The sequence below is a fragment of the Coprococcus sp. BIOML-A2 genome (assembly GCF_009875795.1).
Lineage (GTDB): Bacteria > Bacillota > Clostridia > Lachnospirales > Lachnospiraceae > Coprococcus > Coprococcus aceti.
In genome coordinates, this window is the sequence record NZ_WWSI01000005.1 from 303946 (window position 1) to 323942 (window position 19997).

At 43.1% G+C, this 19997-nt stretch carries 19 protein-coding genes; 1 reads left to right on the forward strand and 18 read right to left on the reverse strand.

All coding sequences use genetic code 11. The features are described from left to right. Positions 1 to 227 precede the first annotated feature (227 nt). The 14 genes from GT575_RS12085 to GT575_RS12150 all read right to left on the reverse strand — a co-directional run bounded on the left by GT575_RS12085 (position 228) and on the right by GT575_RS12150 (position 14875). Positions 228 to 731, reverse strand: a complete 504-nt coding sequence (locus GT575_RS12085) for a hypothetical protein (RefSeq protein WP_022216855.1) — start codon at positions 729 to 731, stop codon at positions 228 to 230. A gap of 242 nt (positions 732 to 973) precedes the next feature. Then, positions 974 to 2890, reverse strand: coding sequence for an ABC transporter ATP-binding protein (locus GT575_RS12090; protein WP_204987952.1), 1917 nt, complete (start codon positions 2888 to 2890; stop codon positions 974 to 976). Positions 2891 to 2950: 60 nt separating this feature from the next. After that, complete coding sequence (locus GT575_RS12095) at positions 2951 to 4702, reverse strand: ABC transporter ATP-binding protein (protein ID WP_015533601.1); 1752 nt, start codon at positions 4700 to 4702, stop codon at positions 2951 to 2953. Between the two features lie 313 nt (positions 4703 to 5015). After that, positions 5016 to 6536, reverse strand: a complete 1521-nt coding sequence (locus tag GT575_RS12100; RefSeq protein ID WP_015533600.1) for a hemoblobin-interacting domain-containing protein — start codon at positions 6534 to 6536, stop codon at positions 5016 to 5018. A gap of 117 nt (positions 6537 to 6653) precedes the next feature. Continuing rightward, positions 6654 to 7655, reverse strand: a complete 1002-nt coding sequence (locus GT575_RS12105; RefSeq protein WP_015533599.1) for a helix-turn-helix transcriptional regulator — start codon at positions 7653 to 7655, stop codon at positions 6654 to 6656. A gap of 33 nt (positions 7656 to 7688) precedes the next feature. Further along, complete coding sequence (locus tag GT575_RS12110) at positions 7689 to 8201, reverse strand: phosphatase PAP2 family protein (protein WP_015533598.1); 513 nt, start codon at positions 8199 to 8201, stop codon at positions 7689 to 7691. Continuing rightward, positions 8201 to 8542 (reverse strand): phenylpyruvate tautomerase MIF-related protein, encoded by a 342-nt coding sequence (locus tag GT575_RS12115; protein WP_015533597.1) that lies wholly within the window; start codon positions 8540 to 8542, stop codon positions 8201 to 8203. Before GT575_RS12115 ends, GT575_RS12110 begins: the two co-directional genes overlap by 1 nt. Positions 8543 to 8793: 251 nt before the next feature. Further along, the gene (locus tag GT575_RS12120; RefSeq protein ID WP_161172103.1) at positions 8794 to 10785 is read right to left on the reverse strand and encodes an NAD(+) synthase; all 1992 of its coding nucleotides are present in this window, start codon (positions 10783 to 10785) and stop codon (positions 8794 to 8796) included. Between the two features lie 37 nt (positions 10786 to 10822). Further along, positions 10823 to 11281: a GtrA family protein gene (locus tag GT575_RS12125; RefSeq protein ID WP_161172104.1), complete on the reverse strand. Its 459-nt coding sequence runs from the start codon at positions 11279 to 11281 to the stop codon at positions 10823 to 10825. Positions 11282 to 11283: 2 nt separating this feature from the next. Continuing rightward, positions 11284 to 12225 (reverse strand): glycosyltransferase family 2 protein, encoded by a 942-nt coding sequence (locus tag GT575_RS12130; RefSeq protein ID WP_161172105.1) that lies wholly within the window; start codon positions 12223 to 12225, stop codon positions 11284 to 11286. Positions 12226 to 12237: 12 nt separating this feature from the next. After that, positions 12238 to 12597 carry a hypothetical protein gene (locus GT575_RS12135; protein ID WP_161172106.1) on the reverse strand — a complete coding sequence of 120 codons (360 nt, stop codon included), beginning with the start codon at positions 12595 to 12597 and terminating at the stop codon, positions 12238 to 12240. A gap of 34 nt (positions 12598 to 12631) precedes the next feature. Beyond that, positions 12632 to 12994, reverse strand: coding sequence for a hypothetical protein (locus GT575_RS12140; protein WP_161172107.1), 363 nt, complete (start codon positions 12992 to 12994; stop codon positions 12632 to 12634). 303 nt (positions 12995 to 13297) lie between these two features. After that, positions 13298 to 13702 carry a hypothetical protein gene (locus GT575_RS12145; RefSeq protein WP_161172108.1) on the reverse strand — a complete coding sequence of 135 codons (405 nt, stop codon included), beginning with the start codon at positions 13700 to 13702 and terminating at the stop codon, positions 13298 to 13300. Positions 13703 to 13999: 297 nt separating this feature from the next. Continuing rightward, positions 14000 to 14875 carry a phosphoribosylaminoimidazolesuccinocarboxamide synthase gene (locus GT575_RS12150; RefSeq protein ID WP_161172109.1) on the reverse strand — a complete coding sequence of 292 codons (876 nt, stop codon included), beginning with the start codon at positions 14873 to 14875 and terminating at the stop codon, positions 14000 to 14002. A gap of 422 nt (positions 14876 to 15297) precedes the next feature. Here GT575_RS12150 and nrdD point away from each other — a divergent pair, with 422 nt between their 5' ends. Next, positions 15298 to 17493 carry an anaerobic ribonucleoside-triphosphate reductase gene (nrdD, locus tag GT575_RS12155; RefSeq protein WP_161172110.1) on the forward strand — a complete coding sequence of 732 codons (2196 nt, stop codon included), beginning with the start codon at positions 15298 to 15300 and terminating at the stop codon, positions 17491 to 17493. A 121-nt stretch (positions 17494 to 17614) separates the two neighbouring features. Here nrdD and GT575_RS12160 read toward each other — a convergent pair whose 3' ends face one another. From GT575_RS12160 to GT575_RS12175, 4 genes are all read right to left on the reverse strand, one after another. After that, on the reverse strand, positions 17615 to 17830 hold the full coding sequence (locus GT575_RS12160; protein ID WP_015533594.1) for a hypothetical protein: 216 nt from the start codon (positions 17828 to 17830) through the stop codon (positions 17615 to 17617). Positions 17831 to 17842: 12 nt separating this feature from the next. Continuing rightward, complete coding sequence (locus tag GT575_RS12165) at positions 17843 to 18061, reverse strand: hypothetical protein (RefSeq protein WP_118649791.1); 219 nt, start codon at positions 18059 to 18061, stop codon at positions 17843 to 17845. Positions 18062 to 18177: 116 nt separating this feature from the next. Then, positions 18178 to 19620, reverse strand: coding sequence for a DUF6034 family protein (locus GT575_RS12170; protein WP_161172111.1), 1443 nt, complete (start codon positions 19618 to 19620; stop codon positions 18178 to 18180). A 70-nt stretch (positions 19621 to 19690) separates the two neighbouring features. Next, a complete protein-coding gene (locus tag GT575_RS12175) occupies positions 19691 to 19978 on the reverse strand; it encodes a hypothetical protein (protein WP_015533591.1) in 288 nt (95 codons plus the stop codon). Positions 19979 to 19997: the final 19 nt, after the last annotated feature.

Genomic DNA, 19997 nt, shown 5'->3' on the forward strand with positions numbered 1-19997 from the left:
TCCGCCTTATTCTTCTTCAAAAAATCAGCCAGAATATTATTCCTGCTCTTATGAAAAATGTGATATAAAAGCATGAGAAATTCGCAAATTATAGATACGTTGGAATGGTCCGTTTCTTACGTTCGGACTCATAGAAACCTTCGACTTGAAACCTATGCTTTGAACGGATTGTAACACCTCGCCCAGCCTTTGTCTATACTTTAGGCAAAACTCTCCAAAACGGAGAATTATGACTCTGGCTGAGGTTCTTTGGATGGCTCTACACAGCCAGAACCCGCAAGCTGTCTCTTAAATATAGTTCTAAATATCAATCTCACAAGTGGTCCGCAATAGCAGAGCTGCCAGAGCAGTGCAACAGGGAGATTCATTCCCCATGTCTGGATAAATGTACCAACACTTGGTGAATCCTTGAACAAAACAGTTGCTATAAGGCTCATGATTGGACACATCATTATGCAGATGTAGAATGATATCATGAAGGTTATCACCTGTGGTCTGTCAGTCGGTCTCACAATCTTGAACGCAAGCATCGGTGCAAGCTTTCCAACCACTAAAAGCTCAAGCATAATAGCTATCGGCCACATGATCGGCATCTCATGAAGTGCCATGACAAATGTCTGATTGGTGAAACCTCCTGTGCTTAATGCTACATTGTAGCAGATCATTCCATAGACCATGAACATGGCCATGATTGTTGTGAATACAAATTCCTGTAATTTGTTTTGTGGCATAATAATTTCCTCCTTACGAAAATAATATTGAGCATGCGCATTCAAAAGCGCTTCGCGCAGGCGCATGCGTGCTTCTCAAGGATTCCTCCCGCTTACGCGGGCCCCTCCTTATGAAAATAAAAAGCCCAACGAAACTTTCATCTCGTTGAGCTTAACTGCGACTACCATTAATTGCCCCTAAAATAGCACACAAACTTTTATATTGCAAGCATTTTTCAGTTTTTTATATACAATTCAAGTGCTTACGCCTGCCCAGCCACGGCCTTCTTGCCAGTGTACAGCTGATAATATCTGCCCTTCATGTCAATGAGCTGATCGTGGGTGCCTCTCTCTATGATACGTCCCTGCTCCATGACCATGATGCAGTCCGCGTCCTTGACCGTGGAAAGTCGGTGAGCTATGACAAATGACGTTCTTCCCTCCATGAGGGCATCCATTCCCTTTGAAACCATAGCCTCGGTTCTCGTATCAATGGATGATGTAGCCTCGTCCAGGATCAGTGCTGGTGGATCTGCAACCGCCGCCCTCGCGATCGCAAGAAGCTGTCTCTGTCCCTGACTGAGGTTTGAACCATCGCCAGTAAGGATTGTGTTATAACCGTCCGGAAGACGCTTTATGAAGTCGTGGGCATTTGCAAGCTTTGCAGCCTTGATACACTCCTCATCCGTGGCATCCAGCTTGCCGTATCTTATGTTATCCATGACTGTTCCTGTGAACAGATGTGTATCCTGAAGAACTATACCAAGACTTCGTCTGAGATCCGGCTTCCTGATCTTGCCTATGTTGATATTGTCGTACCTTATCTTGCCGTCCTGTATATCATAAAACCTGTTTATCAGATTGGTTATGGTCGTCTTGCCCGCGCCTGTACTTCCGACAAATGCTATCTTCTGACCAGGCTTTGCATACATATTTATGTCGTGCAGAACTATCTTATCCGGATTGTAACCGAAGTCCACATTCTCAAATTCAACCTCGCCTGTAAGCTCCCTGTATGTGACCTCGCCAGTCTCATGCCTATGTCTCCATGCCCAGAGTCCGGTTCTCTCCTCGGTCTCCGTGAGATTGCCATCTGCATCCTTCTTTGCATTTACCAGCTCAACATAGCCCTCGTCCTCCTCAGGCATCTCGTCTGTCATAGTAAATACCCTGTCAGCTCCGGCAGCCGCCATGACTATTGCATTGATCTGCTGACTTATCTGTGTAACCGGCATCGTAAAGCTCTTGTTAAGCGTCAGGAATGCCACAAGTGTTCCTATGGTAAGCCCTGACCAGCCATTTACTGCAAGTACACCTCCAAGTACAGCACAGAGAACGTAGCTTATGTTTCCAAGGTTTGCATTCACCGGCATGGTAATGTTGGCTATCATATTGGCCTTGTAGGCGCTGTCCTGAAGAGATCTGTTCAACTTGCAGAAATCGTCATATGCCTTTTCTTCGTGGCAGAACACCTTGACAACCTTCTGGCCGCTCATCATTTCCTCTATATAACCATTTACCTTACCAAGATCCTGCTGCTGCTTCATAAAGTATCTTCCCGACTTCGCGCCCAAGCTTGATGTCGCCTTTATCATGATTAGTACCATGACGACTGACAGCACCGTGAACGGTATATCAAGAACTATCATCGCAATGAGTGTTGAGATAAATGTGATGCTTGAGTTGATAAGCTGCGGCATACTCTGGCTTATGACCTGACGGAGTGTGTCAACATCATTGGTGTACACCGACATGATATCTCCATGTGCATGTGTGTCAAAGAAAGATATCGGAAGGGATTCCATTCTCTCAAAGAGCTGAACTCTGAGCCTCTTCATGGTTCCCTGAGTCACATTTACCATGATCCTGTTGTACGCGTATGCGCAGATGATTCCCAGCACAAGTATAAGTCCAAGCCCCAGCATCCTGTGGGCCAGGGGACCATAATCAGGTGAGCTCTGTTTCATCATCGGTTCAATATATACATCGATAAGTTTCTGCATGAACATCGATATACTCAGTATCGCAAGCGCCGATATAAGTATGCTGACCACAACCGTAATACATGCCAGCTTGTATTCCTTAAGAATATATCTGATCAGCCTTCCAAGTGCCTTCATGGGATTTTTGCCCTGATCCTTTCCAGGTCTCTTCAGCCCTGCATCCACTTTATCATCCATCTTATTTTCACTGTATTTCTCTGTATTTCCTGTCATTACACTGCCTCCTTTCCTTCATAATTAATTCATCTTCTCATCGAAATCACCGCCGCCAGACATCTGTACGTCGTAGATCTCCTTATATATCGTGTTGTTCTTTAACAGATTCTCATGTGTGTCGAAGCCGCTGACCATTCCGTTATCCAGAACTATGATCCTGTCAGCATCCTGCACACTTGATATTCTCTGGGATATGATGATCTTGGTGGTGTTCGGTATCTTGGTTGCAAATGCCTGCCTGATCTTCGCATCCGTAGCGGTGTCAACTGCGCTTGTGGAATCATCGAGAATGAGTACCTTCGGGCTCTTGAGCAGCGCTCTGGCAATACAGAGTCTCTGCTTCTGACCACCAGACACGTTGCTTCCGCCCTGCTCGATCCAGGTGTTATATCCATCCGGCATCCTGTCTATGAACTCATCCGCACAGGCAAGCTCGCACACCTCACGGCACTCATTCTCCGTGGCATCCGCCTTGCCCCATCTCAGATTATCAAGTATCGTACCCGAAAACAGCACATTCTTCTGGAGCACAACCGCCACTTCATTTCGGATGACCTCCATATCGTAATCACGCACGTCATGTCCTCCGACACAGACCGAACCACCGTCCGGTTTCACATCGTAAAGTCTGCTTATCAGATTGACAAATGTCGACTTACCGCAGCCGGTTCCACCTATCACACCAACTGTCTCTCCAGACTTTATGTGAATGTCAATATCCTTCAGCGTGTCCTCTGCACTTCCTGCCTTATATACAAAATCAACATGGTTAAAATCTATTCTTCCATCAGGGACCTCCATGATCGGCTCATCAGGATTGGTCATGGTAGGTGTCTCCTCAAGGACCTCAGATATTCGTCTCATACTTGCCATACTCATGGAGATCATGACAAATACCATGGACAGCATCATCAGCGACATCATCATGCTCATGACATAGCTGAAAAGTGATGTAAGATTTCCAGTTGTCATGCTACCACTGACTATGAAGTGTGCTCCGATCCACGACAGGAGCATCATACATGTAAAGATGACAAACATCATGATAGGATTGTTGAAAGCCAGCAGACTCTCAGCCTTTATGGACAGTTCCGCAAGAACCTCTGCTGCCTTCCCAAACTTCTTATCCTCATATTCTTCCCTGACAAATGCCTTTACAACTCTTATCGCTGATACATTTTCCTGAACACTGGCATTCAGGTTGTCATAGTTCCTGAATACCTCGTCAAATATAGGTGTTACCTTGAATATGATGAAGAACAATCCAAATGCAAGAACCACAAGTGCTGCCACAAATACAAGTGACAGCTCCACGTTGATTGTAAAGCACATTATCATACTGCAAATGAGCATGAGTGGCGCACGGACTGCGATTCGTATGAGCATCTGGTACGCGTTCTGTACATTTGTCACATCCGTCGTCATACGTGTTATAAGACTGGCGGTGCTGAATTTGTCAATGTTGGTAAATGAGAACTCCTGAACATTCCTGTACATGCCCTCCCTCAGGTTACACGCGAATCCTGTTGATGCGCTGGCAGCGAATTTGCCCGCCATCACTCCAAAGAAAAGGCTTAGGAAAGCCAGTACAAGCATGAGTCCGCCATACATATACACCTTGCTCATGTCCTGTCCGTTGATTCCCTCATCGATTATCTTGGCGGTCACAAATGGAATGAGGATCTCCATGAAGACCTCTGCCGCCGTAAATACAGGTGTGAGTATTGAGTCCTTCTTGTACTCGCCCACCTGACCAAGCAATGTTTTGATCATTCTATTTCCTCCTTGTTTCAGTTTGAAATGCTGACAGAATCCTCAGATGCACAAAATCAGGAATTTGATTTATGATATGCGATATCTGATCGTCAGCTATGTGTGATTTGACGCAAGTTGCATAAATATTAATACTTCTATTTTTTAATGTCAATAGTATACAGAGGCGTTTTGTTTGTGAAATTTCTGTGTATTTAAAGTATTTAAAGACATATTAAAATAAGGCATATGAACATCTTTTTAGTCCATATGCCTCATTTTATAGAGATCTAATATGTAATTTCCGCTCTAACAGCCATTTCATTCAAAGCCATCAATGGGTCTTGAACCTTTTCTTAACACAAATTCCTGCAACCCCCACTATTGAAACAAACATAAGAATCACATACAACTGCAAGTCTGTACTGTCACCAGTTTTTGGAGATGATTGTGTTGTTTTATCCGTTGTACTTGTCTCCTGTGTTTTATTGGTTGTACCTTCCGAAGGCTCCTGTGTTGTACTGGTTGTGTCTTCCGAAGGCTCCTGTGTTGTACCGGTTGTGTCTTCCGAAGGCTCCTGTGTCCCCGTTGTCTTCTCGTTTACTGTAAAATGAGCTGTCGCTGTTCCGCTCTCAGAGACAATGCCAAGTGTATGCTCACCCTCCGAAAAACCGGCAACATAATCCTCTTTCAATGTTACGATTATACTTCCAGATTCCACCGTATAATTACTCTCATCTATGGTCTTTCCGTCAACCTCAACACGAATAAAATCCCTGTATGCAGCATCAGATGTGAATGATAGTGCATTCTTCGCACCTGCTGTTACTGTCGCTCCGTCTCCCTTGATAATAACAGGGGCAAGTTTCGCAAGCACTGTGTCTTCCTTTTTAATTTCATTTTCTGCTTCTTCATCACTAAAATACTTATTACATTTATCACAGAACCAATATGTGCTGTTTCCTTCTTTTGCAGCAGTAGCAGCTTGCTTTTCTACTTTTTCCATATCGTGACCGGCGTTTTCTGCTGTCCGTACATTTTCCTTTGTTTGAGATTCAAAAGCAGAATTTTCAAATGTCACACTGTATGTAGTTAATTCTGGCAATACGCAGTTCTTTTCCTGTATTACTGTTGCTGTTGTATCTGCTGTCTCACTTTCTACGCCATCACATGCTGTACATTTTCTTTCTGCTGTACAGTGTTGATTGTCTGTGCTCCATGTGTATGTTACATCTCCATAACTATGACCTACTGCCGGAATCTCCGTATAGGTGGTGTAATCACAGTTACTGCAGGTATCGTAAGTTTCCCAACCGTTTGCGGTACAAGTCGCCGCCTGTGCATCGTGATGTACGAGGTCGTGACCCGTAGCTTGGATCGTCTCTGTTTTTATTCTGCCGCATCCAATGCAAGTATACTTTCTCTCCCCCTCTGTTGTGCAGGTTGGAGAAATAGTTATAGTGCCATTATCCCAAATATGTATTCCAACATCGCCCTTTTCTGCGCAGACATTACACTCATGCCAATGATTGTTTTCATCCGAAATCCAGTTTGAGTTCCAATCATGTCCGAGAGGGGTGGATGTTCCTCCGCAGATCGTGCAAGTCTGTCCGCTTGTGCAGGTTGCCGTTCCGCTCCACACATGCGCAGAACGTGGATTGGTGATATTAGTGCCACATTCTGTGCAATAAACGTGATGCCAATGATATCCAGCGTCTTTGTATTCATAAGTTTCGGTTGTTCTTACCCATTTACCACAGATGTCGCAATAGGCTTTGCCCGCATATGCCGGTATCCGCAGCAGCATCAGCACCATGCACATAGTGAGCAGGGTGGTCAAAATTCTTCTCTTCATATAGTTCCCTCCCTTAAAAATAAATCTGAGTTTGGTTAGTGATTTCTGTATATAAAGATTTTATCATTTTGACTTCTTCCATGTAATCTCCGTTTCGATACGAAAATGTATATTTTCCTATTTCAGCATATAATTTTTCAGCTCATCCCTCTTATTTATATTCATTTTTTCATAAATCCTGCTCAGATAAGTTTTAACCGTATTGGGTGAAAATCCCAGATAATCTGCAATTTCCTGATTATTCCAATCTCGGCTTGCCAGCATTGCAATCGAGAATTCCACTGTGGATAATGCATCCGTCACTGAATTTCCTGACATAGGATTGTGGATTGACATCCATCCCCTGCTAAAGGCAATGACTTTATCAGATAATTTGTTATATAGTTTTGAATCCTCCTTGCGGATACATGACTCCAGAAGTCCCTGCAGCAAACCATGATGTTCAACGAAAGGTTCCAGAAATTCGTCTTCTTTCGCCACGTTCCACGCCAGCATCAATGCATCTTTTGCTTTCTGCTGATTTTTCAGATTCATCTGACACATTGCAATCATACAATACAGATAGATCATACTAATAGGATATATATCATCCCTGAACATCAATGCTGCCTCGCAAATTCCAAGTGCCCTGCCATACTCGCCTTTTAAATATGCCATGTGAGCTATTACATAGGCAGAAAACAGCTTAATTCCAGGCGGCAATGTTACTGCATAAAGCTCCACATCCGGAAGTTCATCCACCGAAAGATGCAAAAGCACAGAGGACATATATCCCGCAAATACACTGACAGCCCTGTCCTCAGCGGATGAAGGATTTTTCGTCTCTTTTTCAAGACATTTCTGAATCTCCCTCAGTCCTTTCCTTGATGCAGCTTCTCTGCCAAGTGTCAGATTAGAGTATACATATAACAGGCAGGATGACATCTTCAATTTTATATTATGGCTCATCAGATAACGTTCTGCTATATGATTGCACTCCTCCGCCTGCCCGGTAAAATAATAGTATTCAGCACGTGCTATCTCCTGAAAATCCCTGTCTTCAAAACTGTCTACCATCTTTTTCGCTTCACCCGGCTGAAATGCTGCATTGATCAACGGCAGTATGGTATATTCACTCATAATCGTATCCCTCCAAACCAACGATCCGCCAAATCATTTATCAATCGCTCTAAGTATAAATCCTGCTGCCACTCCAGCTGCCACGCCTACCACTATTCCGCCAATGATATCTGTTGGGAAATGCACATACAGATACATTCTTGAGAACGCTATGAGGATCGCTATCACACAGGATATTGCGCCCAGCAGTTTCTTCCTGCTCATGAACAACGCCGTGACAGCCGCAAATGACGCCGCCGTGTGTCCCGATGGGAAGGAGTAATCCGTTGGTTTCTTCACTATCAGATCTGTAAAATCCGCCACATCATATGGTCTTGTTCTGGCGACAAGATTCTTTAACAGGCAGTTGGTTATAAGAAGATCAAGGATAAGTGCGATGGCCATGCACAGCCCTGCCTTCCTCGTCTTTGGAATAATCAGCAGCACAGCCGCCAGCACTATCCACAGTATTCCCGCATTTCCAAGGGATGTGATCGCCACCATGAGCTTGTCAAGCCATGGGGTATGTATATTCTGGAGAGCGTCAAGGACTTCTATCTCCCACATCAGAAATTACCGCCGTTCCAGCCCCAGTCATGTACGCCGTGGTAAGTCACGTACACCGCATTTCCCGGGATTCCAAGTACATCTGCAAATATATCGCAGATCTTTCCTGTCATGGCATCACATGCCTTCGGAGTCACATCACCGAATACGCTGACTTCCACATATGCACCCTTATCAAGTTTCTTTCCGCCCATGAACAGGTCGTATCCATCGTTGATGCCGACCATAAGGTAGCTCTCCGTCTTGTTCATCGTTGTTATCGCCTGACCGAGACTGCTCTTAAGAGTCTCCTTCTGGTCATCACTCATCTTCACTGTAACCTTTGAATCTATAAATGGCATTTCTTTGTCCTCCTAAATTATATTATTCATATAAAATATATACACGACTTTTGTAGACATTTGTCTTTGTATGCTATATTGTGGCAGAATCATAATAGCACTACCAAATCAGGGGAATACGATGCCACCGGTCCTTAGGTGGCGCAACAGGCGGCACCTTAGTACCGTTGCAGGCTGAGTTAAGCGAGAGCGACCCCTGATTGGTATGCTATTATGATTCTGCCACGTTAATAACTATCCCAGGCAAATGTCTACAAAAAGTCCTCAAATTCAATCTCAGACGGCAGTCTCAGATCTCCTCTCGGGCTGACCGACACGGTTCCGACCTTCACGCCGTCCGGCATACAGTTTCGCTTGAACTGCTGGCGGAAGAATCTCGTGTAGAATACCTTCTGCCATTTGTCGATCTCGCTGTCTGAGAAATTGTACTCGTCACTCTGTCTTACAGCCTCTTTGCACAGCTCATTTACCTCCTCAGGTGACATTCCATATCGCAATGTATAATATAAGAAGAAATCGTGCAGGATGTATGATCCCACGGTGTCCTCCGTCTTCTGCGCGATGGTTCCGTCCGGGTTCGGTGGAAGCAGCTCCGGGCTGACCGGTGTGTCTATGATATCGTCTATGATCGGCGCGATGCCCACAAATCCATCAACCTCCATGAAGTGTCCGACTTCGTTCACAAGTGAGCGCACCAGCGTCTTTGGTATACTTGTATTCACCGCATACATGCTCATATGGTCGCCGTTGTAGGTGCACCAACCAAGTGCCAGCTCCGAGAGATCTCCGGTTCCAACCACGAATCCGCCCTCCTTGTTGGCGACATCCATGAGTATCTGTGTTCTCTCCCTCGCCTGACAGTTCTCATAAGTGACGTCATGCACGCTCTCGTCCTGTCCAATATCGGCAAAATGCTGTCTCACCGATGCAGCTATGCTTATCTCTCTGCTGTCACAACCGAGCAGTCTCATGAGTTCCGTGGAGTTGTTCTTCGTCCTGTTTGTCGTTCCAAATCCCGGCATGGTGATTCCCACGACAGTTGTGGATGGAAGTCCCGCATTCTTCACCGCCTGTGCTGAAACCAGCAAAGCCAGTGTGGAATCAAGTCCACCTGACACTCCCACGACCACACATTTGCAATGGGTGGCCTCTATCCTTCTCTGAAGTCCGGCAACCTGCATCTTGAATATCGCCATGCACCTCTCAAGCTTATTTCCCGATGGGACAAATGGTGTCATCTTCACCTTCATGAGCACATTTCCTTTGTCCATGAGTGGGGTATCGCACACCACCGTCTCATACTTTCTGAATGCGAAATCACGCTTGCAGTCGGCAAATGACTTGTTGGCTATCCTGTCGTGTCTTATCTTGGTAAGACTTATATCCCTGATCAATACTCCGTCCTCAAATGGCTTTACCTCGCCGAGGAGTTTGCCGTTCTCGTACATCAGATTGTGTCCTGAAAATACCAGATCTGATGTGGACTCATACATTCCAGCGGACACATACACATATCCGCACAGGCAGTCCGATGACACACTTCCTATCAGCTTGTGCCTGTATGCAGCCTTTCCGATGACCTCATTTGATGCGGAAAGGTTGAGTATCACCTCTGCTCCCGCCATGGCAAAAAGTCTTCCCGGCGAGACCGGGGTCCAGGCATCCTCACATATCTCTATGCCAAGCTTGACTCTCTGGTCTCCGCTGCCCATCTCTATCATCACATTGTTGCCAAACAGCACTTCACTGCCAACAGCCCTGTCCCCGGCTTTCTTTGAACCGGCATTGTATTCAAGCTCATCTCCATCATCTTCCGGGTCCATAAGATTGACCATCACCGCATCATACTTTCTGGCTGAGAACCATCTCTTCTCGTAGAACTCACCGTAGTTTGGAAGGTAAGTCTTCGGCACGATGGCCACGACTCTTCCGCCCTGCAGGAACGCCGCACAGTTGAACAGCTCTCCGTCCACCTCAAATGGCAGACCGACCACCAGTGCCGACTGACCAGTACATGTAGCCATGGCAAGCTGAAGAAGTCCTCTTCTCGCACCATCTATGAGCTTTCTGTTCTCAAACAGATCCGCACAGGTATATCCCGTGATGGACAGCTCCGGCGTCACTATGACATCCGCAGCATCCTTATACTCTTCATATATATCCATTATCTCTCTGACATTTCCGCTGACACTTCCGATGTGAACCTTCGGCGTAACGGCTGCCACACGCAGCATATTCTTCATTGTATGAATTCCTCCTTACATTTGGCTTTCATCTTGTTCAGCCTTTCTTAAATATAATCAACTTACTTATGATGTAATTAAGTAATATAACGATAATCTGTGCAACAATCTTAACTATCATACTATTAAAACCAAGTATAGATATAAATACTAATAGAATTGCTTCTTCTACTACCAATGTAATTATTCGTCCACCAAAAAAGGCTGCCATCTGCTTCAGAAAGTCTTGCACACCACTTGTAGGAGAATCAAAAACCCATATACGATTTGTCAAAAAAGCAAATAATACAGTAATTATCCACGATAAAATATTCGCTATCAACTCATTGATACCCAAATACACATTAAATAGTGCATAAGTACAAATGCTTACTATAAAACTTAATCCTCCAAATACTAAATATAAAATCACTTCTTTATACTTACTATATAGTGGTTCAAATACTCTTAGCCCCGGAAGTTCAAATATTTTATCAAAAATATCCTTTTTTTTCATTGCTAATTAACCTTCTTTGAATTCGTGTCATTCGTTTCAGATATTATATAGTGTGGTCTCTTTTTTGTTTCCAAGTACATCTTAGCTATATACTGCCCCATTATTCCTAAACAGAAAAGCTGTATTCCACCTATAAATATGATTACACATATTATAGATGCCCATCCGGCAACAGGATCTCCGAATACCAATCTTCTGACTATCACCAAAATAAGGCTTAAAAAGCCCACAAAAGTCATTGCCATTCCAAACCAAGAGGCCACTGAAAGAGGAGCTTGTGAAAAATTAATAATACCATCTATTGCATATTTCAGCAGTTTCCAAAAACTCCAGCTAGTCTCACCGGCAACTCTTTCAATATTCTCATATGGCAGCCAATATGTATTGAAACCGATCCACCCAAATATGCCTTTTGAAAATCTATTATACTCGCCCATTTCCACTATGGCATCGACCATTTCGCGCTTCATAAGACGGAAGTCTCTTGCTCCGTCCACAATATCGGCATCTGATATTTTATTAATAATCTGATAAAACTTACGGGCAAACCAGCTTCTGATTTTTGGCTCGCCTTTACGATCAGCCCGCCTTGTAGCTACTGAGTCGTATTCTCCGGATTCCAGAATTTTTAACATCTGTGGTAACAATGATGGTGGATCCTGCATATCAGCATCCATAACAGCTACATAATTCCCCTTTGCATTACAAAAGCCCGCATACATTGCAGCCTCTTTGCCAAAATTTCTTGAGAAAGAATGGTACTTAACATGTTCATCTTTTGCAGAAAGCTCCCTCATTATTTCCAATGTTTTATCTTTTGAACCATCATTTACGAGCAATAGCTCATATTCTACCCCCATATTTCTTACTACCTTTGTTACTTCATCATAAAAAATCGGTAGTGATTCTTGCTCATTATAACAAGGAACTATTAAACTAATCATCACACATTCTCCTTATCTAATATTTTTTCTTCTCTTCGCAACGAGTAATTTTATACCAATAAATAATGCAACTATAAAACCTATAGCTGAAATTATTTCTGAAATTCTCCAGCTTATCGGCTCTCTAAATCCTATAATTAATGTTCGATTATATCTTGGTGGTACCTTGAATGTCACACAATTATTTACAGAACCAACCAAATCTAATTTCTTATTATTTTTATCAAATACCGTATAATACTTATAATTAAAAATAGGCACTTGAACAATCACATCATCTATTGTGCTATCGTTTTTTATTGTTAAATATGCATCTCCTTTGTTTTTATGATAATCTGAAATCAAATCTCCATGAAAACTGAATACTTCCAACCTGATACCCTAATCCATCTATTCCCAGAATTTGCTAGATACTTCCCCATGGGAAAAATTTACATATGAATAATGTCTTTACAATACCAAACGCACTGAAGATTTTTATACAAAAAATTGCTTTTTCATTACCTTCTTTGGAAGAGTATTTATATAGGCAATATAATGTAATCCCCAAAGATAAAATTACAGCTGCACCTAAAGTGATGCACTTCCAACCTTCATTTCCAGGAGCAAACAGCTGAAATATGTCTATTATTTCTTGTGAGCTATTATCTAAAAGTCTTAAATCCCCAGCCTGTACTATGGTTTCCTGGCTTACGAAGTAATCAATAAATGGAAGCAAATACCAAATTGTAAGTACTAAGCACATTATGGCAGCTTTTATAAATGCCATAATTCTTTCTTTTTTTAATGTTCTTTTTAATAAAACTATACATAAAATAATAAGATTTACGACTACTATCTCGCAGGTCAATACATGACTCAATATAATCCCAGACATTCCCAACGCCAAATATATCCACTCATTAATGCGCGGCTTTTTACTATTATAAATAATATATACCCCAACAACTATAAGTGGTAAAAACGTCATATAATATAGAAAAGCCACAGGATATAGAAAAAAATCACAATAATATATCGGAGTTGGATAACTGTATCCGTTATCCAGTGAGGTCCCCATTCTTTCTTGAGCTTAATATTTATGTTTGTGTAAAATAATACAGTGAATCTTTAATTTGCCTGATCCATTATACGCAATATTTAATCTCAAATCATTACATTTCGAGAACATGGGAACCCACAATTTACCACTTTCATAAGTGTGTGCATCACTTAATGTAATATTTTCACATTTTATATTAACTATACTTGTTAAGGAAACTCTGGCATTAGATATGTCCATACGATTTTCAGCAACATATGAATCGTATTGTATACTTACTTCATAGGCACCTGAATCTATACTCATTACATTTGTCGAAACATTTACTGCCTTATCTGATTTACTATCGCCTTTGACTTCATCAAAACAAAGATTGTCATTTGCAAATCTCACATTTCCATTTTGCGCAGAGAAATTTTTTAGATCTAAATCCAAAACTGTCCTTGGTTTTATAAGTGTCTCACAAATTTAGTTTATAAAATTGCCGTATATAACTTTTATTTTTTACTTTATCATTTAATGCCATTTTAATCAATATACTTCATTTCATGCGTACCGTTTTACCAGGATTCAGAACCTCTTGTACTTCTAGTGCAGCGCAGTTTCAAAATACCGTTTAAAGAGCACAGCCTGGGAAGCGTAAAAACACAAAAATAAGACTCCCGGGCACATCATTACGCCGGAAGTCTTATTCTTAATAATATAACAGTCTGATGCTATATAGTGTAGGATTTACTTTCCAAGTGGCTTGCCTGTGAGCTTCTCATAGCCCTCAAGGTAGATGTCGATGGTCTTCTGTGCGACATCATCAGGAAGCTTCCAGCCCTTGTCAGGATTAGCCTTCAGCCAGTCACGTGCGAACTGCTTGTCAAATGATGGCTGACCATGACCTGGCTCATATACATCTGCTGGCCAGAATCTTGAGCTGTCAGGTGTAAGCATCTCATCGCCGAGAACGATATTGCCATTCTCATCGAGACCAAACTCAAACTTTGTATCTGCAATGATGATTCCTCTTGTAAGTGCGTACTCTGCACACTTCTTGTAAAGTGTGATGGTGTACTCCTTGAGCTTTGAAGCGTACTCCTCGCCATTGCCAGGGAAGTACTTCTCAAGGTGAGCAATGCTCTGCTCATATGATATATTCTCATCGTGATCGCCAATCTCGGCCTTTGTTGATGGTGTGTAGATAGGCTCAGGAAGCTTATCAGACTCCTTTAATCCCTCTGGGAGCTTGATTCCACATACTGTGCCATTCTCCTTGTAGCTTGCCCAACCGCTTCCTGTGATGTATCCACGAACAATACACTCGATTGGAAGCATCTCAAGCTTTCTGCACATCATGCTGTTGCCATCGAACTTCTCCTGCTGGAAGAACTCAGGCATATCTTTTACATCAACTGAGATCATGTGGTTAGGAAGAATGTCCTGTGTCATGTCAAACCAGAACTTTGACATCTGTGTCAGAACTGTTCCCTTCTTGGAAATTACATTGTCGAGGATGACATCGAAGCAGCTTATACGGTCTGTAGCTACCATGATCAGGCTGTCTCCATTGTCATAAATCTCACGTACCTTACCTTCTTTGATTGGCTTTAATTCCTGCATTTTTTTATCTCCTTGATATTTGTATTAATACCTGTTAGAAATTGTATCCATATAAGTGTGTATCACTTTTTATGGTTGCTTGTCAAGGCTTTGGAAGCCCTCAAAAATTTTTTCTCAAAATTTGTCAAGGTTTATGCGCCTCACGGGATTTTTATTGTGTAAAAGCACATTTTTCATCTTTACAATGTTATTTGTGATGGCTATAATAACAGAGTACAATATCTAGTGGGTGTTTCACATTATCTCCACCAAATATATTGTGTTTACATATTTTTTCTTTATAAATAATTCCATGCGGCACAGGCAGCCGCATCTACTATATTACGTCGAACCAGACCTGATTGGCCTGATTTCAGTTAACTTGAATGATTGGAATATTACGATTAAATTTACCATTGAATTGGAAGAGGGAGGCTATTGCTGTGCCAGAGGAAGCTAAAACACACGTACACGTAATCAAAAGGAATGGAGAAGAGGTGACATTTGACCTGTCAAAGATCGAGAATGCCATCAAAGCTGCCAACAATGAGGTTGACAAACTCCACCAGCTCAACGAATATCAGGTTCACGCCATCGCGGACAACCTGGAGAAACAGATAGAATCAATGTCCCACGCAGTTCACGTGGAGGACATTCAGGATATGGTCGAGACCGGTATCATGGAGATGAGAGGATATGAGGTTGCACAGAAATATGTGCGTTACCGTTACAAGAGAGAGCTCGCACGTAAGTCCAACACCACGGACAACGGAATCCTTGCGCTCATAGACCATATGAACGAGGAAGTCAATCAGGAAAACTCCAACAAGAATCCGGTGATCAACTCGACACAGCGTGACTACATGGCCGGTGAGGTATCCAAAGATCTGACCAAGAGAATGCTTCTGCCTGAGGATATAGTTGAGGCACATGAGGCCGGAATCATACATTTCCATGATTCTGACTACTACGCTCAGAAGGAGCACAACTGTGACCTCATCAACCTTGAGGATATGCTGCAGAACGGAACAGTGATCAGTGAGACCATGATCGAGAAGCCGCACAGCTTCTTCACGGCATGCAACGTCACCACGCAGATCGTGGCACAGGTTGCCAGCAACCAGTACGGCGGGCAGACATTTACCCTGTCCCATCTGGCACCATTTGTGGATGTGAGCAGGAAGAAGCTCCGTGCACAGGTCATCGAGGAGCGCAAGGACTGTGGCGAATCCCTTGATGATGCCATTATCGACAAGATAACAGAGAAGAGACTTCTGAACGAGGTCAAAAGTGGAATACAGACTATACAGTACCAGCTCATCACCCTGATGACATGTAACGGACAGGCACCATTTGTCACCATGTTCATGTACCTGGATGAGGTTCCTGAGGGACAGACAAGGGATGACCTGGCACTCATCATAGAGGAGGTCCTGAATCAGAGGATCAAAGGAGTTAAGAACGAGAAGGGAATCTGGATCACTCCGGCATTTCCTAAGCTCATATATGTTCTGGACGAGGACAACATCACCACAGATTCCAAATACTGGTATCTGACCGAGCTTGCCGCCAAATGCACCGCAAAACGTATGGTTCCTGACTACATCTCCGCCAAAGTCATGAGAGAGATGAAGGACGGCGACGTATATCCATGCATGGGCTGCAGATCATTTCCTACAAAGGAGGACGGCATCAGGAATCCTGATGGATCCCGCAAATATTACGGACGTTTTAACCAGGGCGTCGTGACCATCAATCTTGTTGATGTGGCATGTTCATCACACGGCGACATGGACAAATTCTGGAAGATCCTGGACGAGCGTCTTGAGCTTTGTCACAAGGCACTCAGATGCAGACATGAAAGACTGCTCGGAACCATATCAGATGTCGCTCCTATACTGTGGCAGCACGGTGCGCTGGCAAGACTTAAGAAAGGCGAGAAGATTGACAAACTGCTCTTTGGCGGCTACTCAACTATTTCCCTTGGCTATGCCGGTCTCTGTGAAATGTGTGTCCGTATGATCGGCAAAACACATACATCCGAGGAAGGCAAGAAATTTGCGCTCGCTGTAATGCAGAAGCTCAACGACAAATGTGCTGAGTGGAAGGCTGCTGAAAATATCAGCTATTCCGTATACGGAACACCTATGGAGTCCACTACTTATAAATTTGCCAAGAATCTGCAGAAGCGTTTCGGCATCATCCCGGGCGTAACAGACAAGAATTACATAACCAACAGCTATCACGTACATGTAACCGAGCACATAGACGCCTTCAGCAAGCTGAAGTTTGAGTCAGAATTCCAGAAGCTGTCACCGGGCGGCGCCATCAGCTATGTTGAGGTTCCAAATCTCCAGAATAACATAGACGCAGTCCTTGAAGTCATGAAGTTCATATACGACAACATTCTCTATGCAGAGCTCAACACCAAGAGCGACTACTGTGAGAAATGTGGCTATGACGGCGAGATCAAGATCGTGACAGACGATTATGGCAAGTTGGTGTGGGAGTGCCCTAACTGCGGCAACCGCGACCAGAACACTCTCTTCGTTGCAAGACGTACCTGCGGTTATATCGGAACCCAGTTCTGGAATCAGGGACGTACACAGGAGATCAAGGACAGAGTCCTTCACCTGTAGAATTAGTCAGCTTAAAACTGATACTTTCAGATAAAAATACAGACAGCACAATTGTGAATGAAGTGACCTCAAAAAACAATTGACTGTCTGTATTTTTATTACTTTCTTATAACTACAATATCTAGCATACCCTCATGTAAGCGGCATCATCTGCAAAATCCGGCTGATCCGAAACAAACTTTATAACATCTGCGGATTTTACGCCTGGATTTCTTTTGATATAAGCAGTGAGCATTTCTAATCTTGCTGCATTCTTCTGAGCATAATGCTCCATAGCCGAGACAAACTCAAAATAAGAATCATCTATATTGTTGAGCAGTTTTCTTAATTCTTCCATAACTACGCCCCCTTACATTTCTATTCTCATATATATATTATAGTTATCATATCCATGATTCTCAAAATAATACCAATATGGTTTATTATCTATTCCATACGAAATATGTACTGCGTATGTTTTTCCTTCGTATTTACTATAATTCGTATTTATTTCTCTGCAGATTTTTGCATATTCTGCCCTATCCAAGATAAATGTATTATAAACAAATCTCACAACTTCTCCTATCATTCATAATATCATCTGCACATAAATTACACAAGCTGACACTAAAACATATTATATACCCTAATTTGTGATAATTAATGCAAATGTAATTTTTGATAGATTTAGATGTAATAATCCGTTTAATACGTCTCCCACAACTTCATCTTCTTGGCATTATCCACTATGTCAATGCAGCTTCCGTCAATTGCATTTATACATATAATCTGGGATATCTCCCCTACCGTGTCCTGTCCCCGAAGCTCCTCGCTCTGTGTAAATATCCATGCAGGAATGTAGCAGAGCTTTCCATCGTCATCTGCTGTCGCCATGTATCTGAGTGCCACGTTGTTGAACTGAACCTTGCCATATCTGGTCTGGTATTTCTCATAATATGTTGCAATGCCCTCATTTGCCTTTGCGATCATGTCGTTCCAGCTCATGAGTTCCACATCCTCCGCCTGCAGGGATGAAGGATCTGTGTAAAGCTGGGCAAACATATCTACAACTCCATCATCATCAATATTTAATGTTACACTGTCACCAGGCTCAAACATATAGCCATTCTGTGTCTGGAGATTGTCAACGTTATTTAATTCGCCCTCTCTCTCCTTTGCTCCGTATATAGACCTGCTGAGCGTTACCGAGTATCCACTCACCTTGGTCTGCTTTACCTCGCCATTGTCATCCGACCATATTCTGGCAAGCGGCTCTGTCTTTGTACTCTCCATACCGTCTATCCCCATCTTTGAGAGGAAATTCATCGCTTGGGATACGGCATCGTTCTCCGTGAGTTTGCTCTCATTTGTGACATTGGTCAGATCTATGTCTGTGGCATTACTGATGCCCGTCACATAGGTGTATGTTGCGCCGCTCACACCATCCAAAAGCTTGTTTTCCTCACTCTCGGATTTGTAAAATGATATATACACACCTGCGTCTGTATTGTCATCCTCACCGCCATACTGTGATATACTCACCGTATATTCCTTGTCTCCATATTTGCCTGTATACGATGAATACGGATCATCATAATTCTCCAGCAAAGGAAGTGAATCCGGTGCATCTGCCATCTGCTTCTTGTATGTCTCTATCTGGGTATCATACCAGGCATCCGACGAATCATCCCCCTGCCCCTGAGCCTCCTTCTTAAACTTCTCTGTACTCTCTATCATACTCTTCAGCTCATCCTTGGTCTGCACTCCATCCTTGCGGATATATATGCCCTGGGACTTGTCCAGGAGTCCCTCGACAATGCTCTGTATCTGTGCAGCATCAAGCTTCATAGTGCTGTAATATACCCTCTTCATGGAATCCGTATCAGGAATATCTATCGAACCGGAACAGCTTATCTCTGACAAGCCCGAATTGCCCACATCAAATGTCTCATCACACTTCTCCGGGATTCCCAGACTCTTTGCAAGGCTGCCACCCGCATCGTTACTGCCATCATCACTGTATCCACTTGCCGAACCCGACTCTCCATCCAATGTATAATCAACCTTTTTATTTCCACATCCTGTCATCTGCATCGCCATCACTCCTGCCAGCACACATGCCGCTATTCTTGTCGCTCTCTTTCCCATGATTATCTTCCTCCTTGTCATTTCGCAAATATTCATATATTAGACATTTCACCTGACCATATCAGCACATTTATTTTGATATGGTTTTTGTTCCTGCCCCAGTCTCCGGGTCTGTTCCGTACCATGTCTCAAGACATTTTGCAGTCTCAATTATATCTACACAGCTTCCATCCACTGCGTTTATGTACACAAGCTGCACTATATTATCGTATGCGCCATGATCCTCCTCAATGGAATCACCATATATGTATTCTGTCCTGTCCTCATCACCGCTCGACCTGTTCTCACAGCCACACATGCCACATACGGCAAGTACAGACATGACCAGCGCAGTTTTCCGCCACGAATTTCCTGACATTTTCTGCCTCCCTTCACAT